This window comes from Pseudooceanicola algae, from assembly GCF_003590145.2.
Classification (GTDB): domain Bacteria; phylum Pseudomonadota; class Alphaproteobacteria; order Rhodobacterales; family Rhodobacteraceae; genus Pseudooceanicola; species Pseudooceanicola algae.
Map to the genome: position 1 here is coordinate 868,345 of NZ_CP060436.1, position 13,019 is coordinate 881,363.

Annotated in this window: 12 protein-coding genes; 6 read left to right on the forward strand and 6 right to left on the reverse strand. The window is 63.2% G+C overall.

All coding sequences use genetic code 11. From position 1 onward, the window contains the following. Nucleotides 1-184 precede the first annotated feature (184 nt). Together PSAL_RS04190 and PSAL_RS04195 are read left to right on the forward strand one after the other, a co-directional pair. Nucleotides 185-946, forward strand: a complete 762-nt coding sequence (locus tag PSAL_RS04190) for a GNAT family N-acetyltransferase (RefSeq protein WP_231388608.1) — start codon at nt 185-187, stop codon at nt 944-946. A gap of 8 nt (nt 947-954) precedes the next feature. Further along, nucleotides 955-1,791, forward strand: a complete 837-nt coding sequence (locus PSAL_RS04195; protein ID WP_119840022.1) for a lysophospholipid acyltransferase family protein — start codon at nt 955-957, stop codon at nt 1,789-1,791. Between the two features lie 3 nt (nt 1,792-1,794). On the opposite strand, the gene PSAL_RS04200 is transcribed toward PSAL_RS04195, so the two are convergent. Beyond that, on the reverse strand, nt 1,795-2,415 hold the full coding sequence (locus tag PSAL_RS04200; protein ID WP_119840023.1) for a thiamine phosphate synthase: 621 nt from the start codon (nt 2,413-2,415) through the stop codon (nt 1,795-1,797). Between the two features lie 143 nt (nt 2,416-2,558). Here PSAL_RS04200 and PSAL_RS04205 point away from each other — a divergent pair, with 143 nt between their 5' ends. From PSAL_RS04205 to PSAL_RS04215, 3 genes are read left to right on the forward strand one after another with little or no spacing between them, the layout of a single operon-like run. Further along, nucleotides 2,559-3,323 carry an RNA methyltransferase gene (locus tag PSAL_RS04205; RefSeq protein ID WP_231388609.1) on the forward strand — a complete coding sequence of 255 codons (765 nt, stop codon included), beginning with the start codon at nt 2,559-2,561 and terminating at the stop codon, nt 3,321-3,323. A 54-nt stretch (nt 3,324-3,377) separates the two neighbouring features. Continuing rightward, nucleotides 3,378-4,511: a heme A synthase gene (ctaA, locus tag PSAL_RS04210; protein ID WP_119840025.1), complete on the forward strand. Its 1,134-nt coding sequence runs from the start codon at nt 3,378-3,380 to the stop codon at nt 4,509-4,511. 3 nt (nt 4,512-4,514) lie between these two features. Then, nucleotides 4,515-5,990 (forward strand): carboxypeptidase M32, encoded by a 1,476-nt coding sequence (locus PSAL_RS04215; protein ID WP_119840026.1) that lies wholly within the window; start codon nt 4,515-4,517, stop codon nt 5,988-5,990. A gap of 52 nt (nt 5,991-6,042) precedes the next feature. On the opposite strand, the gene PSAL_RS04220 is transcribed toward PSAL_RS04215, so the two are convergent. From PSAL_RS04220 to gyrA, 3 genes are all read right to left on the reverse strand, one after another. After that, the gene (locus PSAL_RS04220; protein WP_147407645.1) at nt 6,043-6,753 is read right to left on the reverse strand and encodes a hypothetical protein; all 711 of its coding nucleotides are present in this window, start codon (nt 6,751-6,753) and stop codon (nt 6,043-6,045) included. Nucleotides 6,754-6,995: 242 nt separating this feature from the next. Beyond that, on the reverse strand, nt 6,996-7,850 hold the full coding sequence (locus tag PSAL_RS04225) for a LysR family transcriptional regulator (protein WP_119840028.1): 855 nt from the start codon (nt 7,848-7,850) through the stop codon (nt 6,996-6,998). Nucleotides 7,851-7,900: 50 nt separating this feature from the next. Further along, nucleotides 7,901-10,642, reverse strand: coding sequence for a DNA gyrase subunit A (gyrA, locus tag PSAL_RS04230; RefSeq protein ID WP_119840029.1), 2,742 nt, complete (start codon nt 10,640-10,642; stop codon nt 7,901-7,903). Nucleotides 10,643-10,835: 193 nt separating this feature from the next. Between gyrA and PSAL_RS04235 the strand changes: the two genes are divergently transcribed. Next, the gene (locus PSAL_RS04235) at nt 10,836-11,105 is read left to right on the forward strand and encodes an usg protein (RefSeq protein WP_119840030.1); all 270 of its coding nucleotides are present in this window, start codon (nt 10,836-10,838) and stop codon (nt 11,103-11,105) included. 55 nt (nt 11,106-11,160) lie between these two features. Here PSAL_RS04235 and PSAL_RS04240 read toward each other — a convergent pair whose 3' ends face one another. Together PSAL_RS04240 and hemB are read right to left on the reverse strand one after the other, a co-directional pair. Next, nucleotides 11,161-11,721, reverse strand: coding sequence for a lipid-binding SYLF domain-containing protein (locus tag PSAL_RS04240; RefSeq protein WP_196222830.1), 561 nt, complete (start codon nt 11,719-11,721; stop codon nt 11,161-11,163). 215 nt (nt 11,722-11,936) lie between these two features. Further along, a complete protein-coding gene (hemB, locus tag PSAL_RS04245) occupies nt 11,937-12,938 on the reverse strand; it encodes a porphobilinogen synthase (RefSeq protein ID WP_119840031.1) in 1,002 nt (333 codons plus the stop codon). Nucleotides 12,939-13,019: the final 81 nt, after the last annotated feature.

Consider the following 13,019-nt stretch of genomic DNA (forward strand, 5'->3'; position numbering starts at 1 on the left):
AAGAGTTAACACAACCATTGCTTGTATACAACTTGCCCTTGGGTCAACCATCTCGTCGCCCATGCTTGCGTCACGGCCGGGCCTCTCTTACAAGGCCCCCAGATTTGGCCAACATGACCCGGGCCCCCCGGTTTGCGATGTTTGTCGTCCCGACAGGACCGAAATTCTTGCGATGACCCTGCCAATGCCGAAGTTCGAAACACGCATCGCCAAGACCGAAGAAGACCTGCAGGCGGCGCAGCATCTGCGCTATGAAGTTTTCATCCGTGAATTGGGCGGCACCGGCGAGATGGTCGATCACGCCGCCGGGCTTGAGCGGGATCGTTTCGATCCGCATTTCGACCATCTGCTGCTGCTCGACAATGCCCGGCCCGGCGCCCTGCGGGACCGGGTTGTGGGCGTCTATCGCCTGCTGCCGGACAGCCGGGCGGCGGCCCTCGGACAGTATTACAGCGAAGATGAATATGATCTGAGCGTGCTGAAATCCTCAGGCCGGCGGTTGCTGGAACTGGGACGGTCCTGCCTGCATGCCGATTATCGCGGTGGCGAGGCGATGGTGGTCATGTGGCAGGCGCTGTCGGCCTATATCGAAGAACGCGGGATCGAGGTGCTGTTCGGCGTGGCCTCGTTCCATGGTACGGATATCGACGCGCTGGCCGGGCCGCTGTCGCTGCTGCACGCCCGCCACCTCGCACCCGAGGACATCCGCACCCGGGCCCAACCGGCAGCCTTTCAGCCGATGGACCTGATTGCCGAGGATCAAATCGACCGGGTCGCGGCCATGCGGGCGGTGCCGGCCCTGATCAAGGGCTACCTCAAGCTGGGCGGTTTCGTGGGCGAGGGGGCCTTTGTCGACCATGCTTTCAATACGATCGACATCTGCCTTGTCCTCGACCTCTCCCGACTGAACGAAAAGCAAAGCCGGCTTTACACGCGCGGAGGGTGAGCGGTCGTATGAGCGATACCTGGCATTCCGAACAGACCCCGCCCGAACCACGGCTCGGCCCCGGCCACTGGGTCCGGTTTGCATTCCGCGCGCTGTTGCTGGTGATCTTCATCCTGCCGGGGTTGGCGCTGATCCTGGTGATCCGCCTCTTTGAAAAGCCGCTTTGCGGGCTGCGCCGGCCGGTTTCGGGCCGCGTGCAGCAGCTGTTCGGCCGCTATGCGCTATGGGTGGCGCGAATCCCGCTGCGGGTCACGGGCCGCCCGATGACCGGACCGGGGGCCTTTGTCGCCAACCATTCCACCTGGCTTGATATTTTCAGCCTTGCCGCGCCGGTCCGCCTGATTTTCGTTGCGAAATCCGAGGTCGCCGCCTGGCCCGGAGTCGGCCCGCTGGCGCGGATCTGCGGCACGATCTTCATCCGCCGCCACCGGCGCGAGGCGCGGGTCCAGCAAGGCGTGCTGACGGCCCGTTTCAAGGCCGGGCAGAGGCTGCTGTTCTTTCCCGAGGGTACCTCGACCGACGGGCGCCGGGTGTTGGCGTTCAAATCGACGCTCTTTGCCTCGTTCCTGACGCAGGACCTGCGGGACCTTCTGCATATCCAGCCGGTCACGGTAATCTACCGCGCCCCGGCCGGGCAGGATCGGTTGTTCTACGGCTGGTGGGGCGACATGAGTTTCGCCGGCAACCTGGTCAAGGTCTTCGGTGCGCGCCGCCAGGGCAGTGTCGAGGTGATCTATCACGACCCGCTGAAGGTTGCCGATTTCAACGACCGCAAATCCCTGGCGCTGGCCTGCGAACAGGCCGTGCGCGGCGGGATGCCCTGGGACTGGCAGCGCAGTGACTAGGCGTCAGCGAAGTGCAGCCGTCAGTGCGGTAAAGGCTGCGATGGCGTCGTCCTGCGACCAGATCTCTTCTCCGATGCCGAAGAAATCGGTGAGCGGGGCAAGTCGGGTCACGGTTTCAGCGTCCAGACCACCTTCGGCGACCACCGGAAGCTCGATCATCTGGGACCACCATTCAAACAATTCGTCCTCGGCGATGCCGCCATCGGCCAGGGCGGTTTCGGTGACCGGACCAAAGCTGATGTAATCGCAGCCCGCTTCGCCGGCGCTCATGCCTTCGTGGCTGGAATTGCCGCAGAAGGCCCCGACGATCGCGTCGGCGCCAAGCGCCTTGCGTGCCTTGCGGACCGAACGTGCGCCGTCTTCCAGATGCACCCCGTCCAGGCCAAGACGTTCGGCCAGCAGGATATGCCGGTCGATCACCAGCGCCACGTCGCGGGCATGGGTCACCTCGCGCAGGGCATCGGCGGCCCGGCACAGGCGGTCTTCGTCATGGGTGGCCAGGGCCAGGCGCACGCAGGCGACCTCGTGCTGGTCCAGAACGGCTGCCAGCCGGTCGGGAAAGACCATCAGGTCAAACTCGGGCGGAGAAATCAGGTAGATCTGCGGCTGCTCGTCCTGGGACATCGGGAACCTCTTGAATTTGGGCCGCTATAGCGTGGAACGGGCGCGGTGGCAAAGGGATTGCGGCATGGCGCGCAAGGGGCGGCCGGGGCAGGCGGCTGCGCCCGCCCCTCGACTATTGCGCCGCGCTTGGCTAAGGGAGCCTCATGCAAAATGAGGTCCCCATGTCGCAGCCCGCGTCGCAACCCGCCTTCGTCCTGATCCGCCCCCAGATGGGTGAAAACATCGGTGGCGCAGCCCGTGCCATGTGGAATTTCGGTCTGGACCGGATGCGCATCGTCGCGCCGCGCGACGGCTGGCCGAACCCCAAGGCCGTTGCGATGGCCTCGGGCGCAGGGCGGCTGTTGGATGAGGCGGGGCTGTACGAGGATACCCGTGCCGCCCTAGGCGATTGCACCTATGTCTTTGCCACCACCGCCCGGTCGCGCGGGCTGACCAAGCCGGTGGTCACCCCGGAACGCGCGATGGAGATCGCGCGCGAAAAGATCGCCGCCGGGGAAAAGGTGGCCGTGCTGTTCGGCCCCGAACGCGCAGGCCTTGAAAACGACGACATCGCGCGGGCCAATGCCATCATCAACGTGCCGGTGAACCCGGAGTTCGCCTCGCTCAACCTGGCGCAATGCGTGTTGCTGACCGCCTATGAATGGCGCCGCCAAACGGTCGACGTCGCGCCAGAGCGCGTCGAACTGGCCGGCTCCGACTGGGCCAGCCAGATCGAGATCGAGAAGCTGGCCGATCACTACGAGGAACGGCTGGATACCGCGGGCTTCTTCTTTCCCGAGATCAAGGCGCCGGGGATGAAGCTGAACCTGCGCAACCTCTGGTCCCGGATGCCCCTGACCCGCTCGGACGTGCAGATGCTGCATGGCGTCCTGCGTCAGATGGTCCGGTGGAAAGAACGCGGCGACTGACTTGCCCCTGACAGCGGCGGGGCCTAGTGTCCGCCTGCTATCAGGAGACCGGACATGAGCCAGAAACGCAGCATCTTCGAAGAGGTCGATGCCACGCAGAAACCCGAGATCCGCACAGGCGTGATCGACGGCAGTCGTCGGGGCGCGCGCGGCGCGGTGCGGATCTGGCTGATCCTGCTGTTCGTCATGGTCGTGGCCATGATCACCGTCGGCGGTCTGACCCGGCTGACGGATTCCGGCCTGTCGATCACCGAATGGAAACCGATCGAGGGCGCCTTGCCACCGATGAACGCCGCCGACTGGCAGGCGGAGTTCGACGCCTATCAGCAGATCCCGGAATTCACCGAACAGAACGCCTGGATGGCGCTTGGCGATTTCAAGCAGATCTACTGGTGGGAATGGAGCCATCGCAACCTTGGCCGCGCCATCGGGCTGGTCTGGGCGCTTGGCTTCTTCGGGTTCCTCGTCGCCGGTAAGATCCCGCCCGGCTGGAAGGGACGCCTGTTCGGCATCGGAGTTCTTGGCGGGGCACAGGGGGCCATCGGGTGGTGGATGGTGTCTTCGGGACTTGGGGCCGGGATGCTGGACGTTGCCTCCTACAGGCTGGCGGTACACCTCGGGCTTGCCTTCGTGATCCTCGGCTATATTGCCTGGTACACCTTTCTGCTGGGGCGCAACGAACGCGACCTGTTGCAGGCGCGCCGGTCGCGCGAGCGCAAGCAATTCGGCCTGGCCACCGGCTGGATGCACTTTGCCTTTCTGCAGATCCTGATCGGCGCGCTTGTCGCCGGGATTGACGCGGGGCGCAGCTTTACCGATTGGCCCACCATGGGGGGGCAGTTCCTGCCGCCCTATGCCTTCGACATCACGCCGGTCTGGCGTAATTTTCTGGAAAATCCGGGCCTTGTGCAATTCATCCACCGCATGACCGGTTATCTGCTGTTCGCCTTCGGCACCGTTGCCTTCCTTCGGGGGCGCAAGTCGGCCAATGTCACGACCCGACGGGCCTTTACCGTCGCCTGGCTGGTGCTGATCTGTCAGGTTGTCCTGGGGATCTTTACCGTGTTGACCGCGGCCTTCTGGCATGTCGCCATCACGCATCAGCTGGTGGCCGTGCTGCTTTGGGTGCTGATCCTGCGGGCCCGTTTCGCCGCCGCCTATCCAACTGTCACCAGCGTCAGGGGCTGACACATGACCGCTTTGCAAGACCTTCTCGCCTTCCAGACCGAAACCGAGGCGCTTGGCCAGATCGCCGGGCGGCTTGGCTGGGATCAGGAAACCATGATGCCGCGCGGTGCCGCCGCACAGCGGGGCGATGAAATGGCGGCCATTGAATCCGTCCTGCATGCGCGCCGCACCGATCCGCGGATCGGGGACTGGCTGGCGGCCTGTGACGGTGAAACCCTGTCGCAGGTGGATGCCGCCAAGCTGCGTCATATTCGCCGCAGCTATGACCGGTCCTGCAAGGTGCCGGGCGATCTGGCCGCCGAATTGGCCCGCGTCACCTCGGTCAGTCAGGGCGCCTGGGCCGAGGCACGGGAGCGCGACGATTTCGCCGCCTTCGCGCCGGTTCTGGCCCGTGTCGTGGCCCTGCGTCAGCAGGAAGGTCAGGCGCTGGCAGATGGCGGGTCGACCTATGACGCGCTGTTGCAGGACTACGAACCTGGCGCCAGCGCGGCGCAACTGGAGGCAATGTTTGGCGAAATGCGGCCCCGGCTGGTGGACCTGCGCGGCAAGGTTCTGGAAAAACCGACGCCGAAAGGGCTGGCGGGCACCTTTGGTGAGGCCGAGCAACTGGCGCTGGCCAGCAAGCTGGCGCTGACCTTCGGCTATGACCTGAGCCGGGGACGCATCGACAAGGCCGTGCACCCGTTTTCCAGCGGCTCGGGCAGTGATGTGCGCATCACCACCCGGACCAGCCCGACCGATCCGTTCAACTGTTTCTATTCGACGATCCATGAGGTCGGCCATGCCTGCTACGAACAGAACATCGACGCGGGCTTTGCGCTGACGCCGCTGGGGCAGGGTGTCTCGATGGGGGTGCACGAAAGCCAGAGCCGGATCTACGAGAACCAGCTTGGCCGTTCAAGGGCCTTTACCGGCTGGCTTTCTGCCCGGATGCAGGAGGTCTTCGGCGACCTTGGCCTGCCGGATGCAGAGGCCTTCTATGCCGCCGTGAACCGCGTCCAGAAGGATTTCATCCGCACCGAAGCGGACGAACTGCAATACAATCTGCACATCATGCTGCGTTTCGATCTGGAACGGGCGCTGATCTCGGGCGATCTGCCGGTGGCTGATCTGGAGGGCGCCTGGAACGACCGTTTCCGTGCCGACTTCGGCTATGAGGTGCCAAAGCCGTCGCTTGGTTGTCTGCAGGACGTGCATTGGTCCATCGGGCTGTTCGGCTATTTCGCGACCTATTCGTTAGGCAACGTCTATGCCGGCTGTCTGGCCGAAGCGCTGCGCCGCGACGTGCCCGACCTCGACGCCGCCCTGGCCGAGGGCAATACCGTCCCCGCGACCGCCTGGCTGGGCGAAAAGGTGCAGCGCCACGGTGGGCTTTACGAGCCGCGCGAAACCATCACCCTGGCCTGTGGTCAGGCGCCGAACGCGGGTCCGCTGCTGGACTACATCGAAACGAAGTTCTCGGATCTCTACGACCTGTGATATCCCGCCCCGCATCTGTTGCGGGGCCGGCGCTTTCCAGTCAAACGAAGATCTAGTAGCCGGGATAGCGGGCAAAGGTCTCGCGCCGCCCGAAGGGCACGCCGCGTCCGAAGGTGATGCTGGCCGCTACGCCAAAGATCGTTTCGTTCTGATCCGTCTGACCGATGGAACCGCTGATTGCGATGCCATCTGCCACCTCGATCCGGGTGCCGATGTAGGCATAGCTGCGCTCAAGCGGCGCGCCGCTGTCATAGGTTCCCCCGGCCTGCATTTGCAGGACGGATGACAAGGGTACGGTCAGATCGCCGCCGATACGAAAGCCCGTGGACGAGGCGCTGATGTCGTCCCGCATTGCCACGAACCCTTCCAGATTGAGGCCGGGCGTCGCAAAGGCCATCTCAGCGCCGTAGAAGTAGGAATTTCCCGGTCGCCGGTCTTCGGAGGTCAGGAAAAGACCATAGGCCAGGTCGCCCGCGGGTTCGACATAGGCATGCAAGGTGCCCGCGGCCGAGGTGGACTCGAAATCCTCGTGCTTGCCGACACCAAGGTCGAACTGCAGACCGAAATCGTTCCAGACGTGACCCGCGAAGGCCGATTCAAACTGCTTGGTGTTGATCCCGGTGTCGAAGTCATGACTTATCTCAAGTTTCAGGACCGCATTGGCCACCGGCTCTGCCAGGGACGGAAGAGGGCTGAAAGCGAGCACTGCGGTAAGGGCCAGGGCGACACGAGAAAAAGTATTTATAAACAGGGATTTGATCATTCGGGGATCCAGAATTGGCACGCCCGAAATGGGGCATGCCCAGCCGGGGTATTGCTGATGTAGACATCCCCTTGGTATCTCAGTTCGGCGGATTTTCGCCAGACATTTGTTAACTCAACAGCGAGGACGCGCTTAAAGTTCTGGATTTGTGGCAAAATGGCTCATTTCAATGGGCCTTTTCCCGCAGCGCGAAGAGCCGAAGCGCCGGGCACAAGTATGGCGACAGTCCGACTGGCGCGGCCTCAGCCCCGGTCGGAATTCGCTTCGGTAAAGGTGGTGAAACGATCCGCGATCCAGTCGGCCACGAGTTGCAACAGCGGATCCTTGCGCCGCGTCTCGTGGAAACACAGGTAGAGCGGCGTCAGGAAGGGAGGGCTGTCGGGATCATAGGGCTGAAGCTCTGGGTCCGATGTGGCCGCAATGCTGGGCACCAGACCGGGCAGGCGAGTTGCCTGCACGGTATTGACCACCTCGTACATGGTTTCGACGCGGATGATCGGATCGCGCCCGCCCAGAACTGCACGGGCATGTTGGGCGGGGGGGAATCGGTCGTGGCGCGCATGCAGTCCCACCCAATGACCGTCGCGCGGGCTGTCTGGATAGGCATAGACGTTCGTCGCATACTTTCCGACGAAACGGACGATCAGACGGCCCTGTTGCGGGCGCAGGGTCGAGACGAAAAGATCATTGTCCCCAAGGGCTTCTTGATAGAACTGACCGGTAAACGTGATCTCGAGGCCGGGGTTACAGGCCAGGAAATCCTTCAGCCCCGGAAACAGCACATAGGCGGCGATCGAGGGAGGGCACCCGATGTTGATTTTGCCGATCAGGGAATCGACACGGGTTTCGCGCGCGTTCAGATAGCTTTCTATCTCGTTCTCGAAGCCGGTGATGCTGTCGATCAGGTCGTCGATGGCGGAATTCGCCGTCCAGCCCTGCGGCGTCTTCAGGAACAGGTCAAAGCCAAGCGTTTCCGACAGTCGCGCAAGTCGGCGCGACACCGTTGCCGGGTTTGTTTCAAGCAGCCGTGCTGCCGCGCTCATTGATCCGGTCTTGTGGACTGCCACAAGATAACGCAGGTCATCCCAGTTCTTCACGTGTCTTGGTCCTTGCTTGGAGCCTGCCGGATCTGCCCCGGCGGCCCGCCTCAGGCGACCTCGTCAGGCTCTCCTGGCTCGTCTTCATCACCCTGTTCGACGATCCGCGCGACGGAAACAACCTGTTCCCCGGTGCCAGTGTTGAACACCTTGACGCCCCCGGCCGACCGCGAACGGAAGGAGATCCCTTCGACCGGCACCCGGATCGACTGACCTCGCGAGGTGGCCAGCATGATCTGGTCGTCCATCTCGACCGGGAAGGAGGCGATGATCGTGCCGCCCCGCATCGCCTTGTCCATGGCCGTCACGCCCATGCCGCCACGTCCGCGCACCGGGTAGTCATGGCTGGAGGACAGCTTGCCTGACCCGCCGGCTGTGATCGTCAGGATCAGGTTTTCCGCCGCCGACATCTCGGCATAGCGTTCCTGGGTGAAATCGGTGGCTTCGGATACGGCTTCGTCATCCTCGACCTCGGCATCATCGGCCAGACCCGCCATCGCACGGCGCATCTTGAGATAGGCGGCACGTTCCGAGGCCTCGGCCTCGAAATGCCGGATGATCGACATCGACACGACCTGGTCATCGCCGTTCAGCCGGATGCCGCGGACACCGGTCGATTTACGGCCCTTGAAGACGCGCACGTCTGTCGTCGGGAAGCGGATCGCGCGCCCCGAATCCGTCACCAGCATCACGTCGTCATCTTCCGACGCGATCCGGGCATTCACCATTTCCACGCCCTCGGGCAGATCCATGGCGATCTTGCCGTTGCGCATCACGTTGGTGAAATCCGACAGCGCGTTGCGGCGCACGTCGCCCGCCGTGGTGGCAAAGACGATCTGCAGGTCGGCCCATTCTTCCTCGGGGCGGTCGACGGGCATGATGGCCGCGATGGAGACGCCGGTCGGGATCGGCAGGATATTGACGATCGCCTTGCCTTTCGAGGTCCGCCCACCCAGTGGCAGACGCCAGGTCTTGAGCTTGTAGACCATGCCGTCGGTGGTGAAGAACAGCAGCTGCGTATGGGTATTGGCGACGAACAGAGAAGTGACCGCGTCGTCTTCCTTCATCGAACCACCCGACAGGCCCTTGCCGCCGCGTTTCTGGCTGCGGAAATCGGCCAGCCGCGTGCGCTTGATATAGCCGCCGGCGGTGACCGTGACGACCATGTCCTCGCGCTCGATCAGGTCCTCGTCTTCCATGTCGCCGGCCCAGTCGACGATCTCGGTCCGGCGCGGCACGGCGAAGTTGTCCTTCACCTCGCGCAGCTCGTTGCTGATGATTTCCATGATCCGGTCGCGGGATCCGAGGATCTCGAGGTATTCGCGGATCTTGGCGGCCAGTTCCTGCAGTTCGTCGGTGACTTCCTTGACGCCGATCTGGGTCAGGCGCTGCAGACGCAGTTCCAGGATGGCACGGGCCTGGGTTTCGGACAGGTTATAGGTGCCGTCGTCGTTCATCTTGTGCGTCGGATCGTCGATCAGCTGGATGTATTCGGCGATGGCACCGGCGGGCCAGCGACGGGTCATCAGCTTTTCGCGCGCCTCGGCGGCATCGGCAGAGGACCGGATCGTCGCGACGATCTCGTCGACATTGGCGACGGCCACGGCCAGGCCGCACAGGATATGGCTGCGTTCGCGCGCCTTGCGCAGCAGGAAGGCCGTGCGGCGGGCGACGGCGTCTTCGCGGAAGTCGATGAAGGCCGACAGGAAACCGTAAAGCGTCAGGGTCTCGGGGCGGCCACCGTTCAGCGCCAGCATGTTGCAGCCGAAGTAGGTTTGCATCGGGGTGAAGCGGAACAGCTGGTTCAGCACCACCTCGGGCGTCGCATCGCGCTTCAGCTCGACCACGACGCGCACGCCGTTGCGGTCGCTTTCATCCTGTACGTGGGCGATGCCCTCGACCCGCTTTTCACGGACCAGTTCGGCGATCTTCTCGATCATCACCGACTTGTTCACCTGGTAGGGGATCTCGTCGATGACGATGGCGTAGCGGTCCTTGCGCAGTTCCTCGACGTGGGTCTTGGAACGGATGATGCAGGAGCCGCGGCCCTCGAGGTAGGCCTTGCGCGCGCCGGAGCGGCCCAGAAGGATGCCGCCGGTGGGGAAGTCGGGACCGGGCACGTACTGGATCAGTTCCTCGATCGACATGTCGGGGTTCTCGATCAGCGCCAGGGTCGCGTCGCAGACCTCGCCCAGGTTGTGGGGCGGGATGTTGGTTGCCATGCCGACGGCGATACCGCCCGCGCCATTGACCAGCATGTTCGGGAATTTCGCAGGCAGGACCGACGGTTCGCGGTCCTTGCCGTCGTAGTTGTCCTGGAAATCGACCGTATCCTTGTCGATGTCGTCCAGAAGGTACTGGGCCACCTTGGCCATCCGCACCTCGGTATACCGGAAGGCCGCGGCCTTGTCCCCGTCCATGGAGCCGAAGTTGCCCTGACCATCGAGCAGCGGCAGCGACATCGAGAAGTTCTGCGCCATCCGCACAAGGGCGTCATAGATCGCGGAATCACCATGTGGGTGGTACTTGCCCATCGTGTCGGCCACGGGACGCGAGGATTTCCGATAGGGCTTGTCGTGGCTGTTGCCGACCTCGTTCATCGCGAAAAGGATGCGTCGATGCACAGGTTTCAACCCGTCGCGCAGATCCGGGATCGCGCGGGACACGATCACGGACATGGCGTAATCGAGGTAGGAAGACTTCATTTCCTCGGCGATCGAAATCGTCGGGCCGCTGCTTGGAGCGAGCGGGTTTTTATCTTCGTTCTCAGGGGGTTCCGGTGTATCGGTCACTTGGTCTGCCTGTTCGGAGGTCTATATCTATATCTTGTTGAAGACAGTATAACACCGCGCTTATCTGGGGTGCAATGGCAGGGGCCTCTGCCATTTGGCAGCCCCCGCATGAGACTGCCAACATATTGTTTTCATTGAAAATCAATTTCCCTTCTGCATGCTTTTAAAGGGCGGGCAAGGAAAGGGAAACCGAATGGCACCGACCGAAACCGAACTGATGCTGAAGGGCTATGGACTGACCACGGCGGAATTCTGTTACCGCATGCCCGATCATACCCACGTCCTGAACACCTTCGTCTGGCAGGACTACGACATCGCGCCGGATCATCCGCGCCTGTTTCGCTTCATCGAATATTGGCAGGCAGAGATCGAAGGCGCGCTGCATTCGGTCCGCTTTGCGCATCGCAAGATGCTGTCCAGTGGCGAATGGCGTAGCGTGGTCGGAGAGCTTCGGTACCACTAGACTTGGGTCGGCGGGCAAACCGGGGCGGGCGGAACGCCCCGGCAGTCGTGCGGCCTCAGGGCAGGATGCGGGTGTACTTGGTGCCTTCCATCGTGGCTCCGACCCGCAAACCAGCCTGATTGAAGACAATGGCGATGACCGGCGACAGCGATGTCGTGGTTTCCGCCCGCAGCGTGTCGCCTTCGCTTGAAAAGGCGTATTCCACGTCGCCCCCGGCGGCCCAGCCGTCTGAACGCCGGAAATCGGACAACGCCTCGGGGGTCATGAAGAACAGCACATGGGTATATTGCTGCGCGCCGATCTGAAGGCCGAAATTGGCCAGGGTCGCGGAATAGTAATCCACCGTCACCCCGCCAACCCGAAGCGCACCACGGCCATAGCCGCCGCCGACGGTAAAGCCGGCTTCGGTCATCAGCGGCATGACCAGCATGCCGGAGGCCTTGTTGGCCAACTCCCGCGTCTGGGGGAATTCCGAATAAAGCTGTGCAACGGTCGCATCGACCCTTGCGTCGATTTCGGCGGGGGCCGAACTGCCGATGCCCTGGCTGCAAGCTGCCAGCGCCGGAAGCGCCACGATGCCGGTCAGGACCATGGTCCGTCGTGTCATATCTGTCATGTCTGTCGCCTGTCCCTTTGCCCGTCTGCGCCGCCGGTTCTTTCGGCCGCGTATGCGGTCTACTGCTGCCTCGATGACCCTTCTGGGTCGTTTTTACCGGGTCTCCGGCTGGATTGTCGTTCCGCGCTCTTTTTAGCCCTTTGCGCCGGGACTGTCACCGCTTTTGGACCCGAACCCGGGTTTTGCCCCATCGCGGCGGAAACGTGCCGAAAAGCTCAGTCGGGTCCGGCAAGGCGCGCAAAGGCCGGGGCGAAATAGGTCAGGACACCGTCGCAGCCCGCGCGCTTGAAGGCCATCAGGCTTTCCAGCATCACCGCGTCCCCATCAAGCCAGCCGTTCTGCGCCGCCGCCTGCAACATCGCGTATTCGCCCGAGACCTGGTAGGCGAAGGTTGGCACGCCGAACCGGTCCTTCACCCGACGGCAGATGTCGAGGTAGGGCATGCCCGGCTTCACCATCACCATGTCTGCGCCCTCGGCCAGATCGCGCGCCACCAGGCGCAGGGCTTCGTCGCCATTGGCGGGGTTCATCTGATAGGTCTTCTTGTCACCCTTCAACGCGCCGGCGGCACCGACCGCATCCCGGAAGGGCCCATAGAAGGCAGAGGCATACTTTGCCGAATAGCTAAGCAGCATGACGTTATGATGATCCTGCGCTTCCAAGGCCTTGCGGATCGCTCCGATACGATTGTCCATCATGTCCGAGGGGCCGATGATATCCGCGCCGGCCTCGGCCTGGGACAGGGCCTGCTTCACAAGCGCCTCGACCGTGGGGTCGTTCACCACCTTGCCATCGACGACAAAGCCGTCCTGGCCGGTGTCCGAATAGGGATCGAGCGCGATATCCGTCATCACCAGCATATCGGGCACCGCGGCCTTGATGGCGCGGGTGGCGCGGTTCGACAGGTTCTCGGGGTTCCAGGCCTCTGCGCAGTCGCTGCTGCGCTTGTCCATCGGGGTATAGGGAAAGAGGCAGATCGCGGGGATCCCAAGGTCATAGGCCTCGGACGCGGCTTCTGCCACCTTGTCGACGGACCGGCGCACGACGCCGGGCATCGAGGGTACGGGATCTTCGACGCCGCTGCCTTCGGTCACGAAGACCGGCCAGATCATGTCCTTCACCGACAGACGGTTTTCCTGCACCAGATCACGGATCGCGGCGGATGAGCGGGTGCGGCGCAGGCGGGTCGCGGGGAAGGCGGCTTGGGTCGGAAGCATGGCAGGTCCTTTCGAAAGGCGTGGCCAGAGAGGTGGCAGGAAGTCGGAAAAAGCTCAAGGCCCTTGCCGTGGGTCGCAACC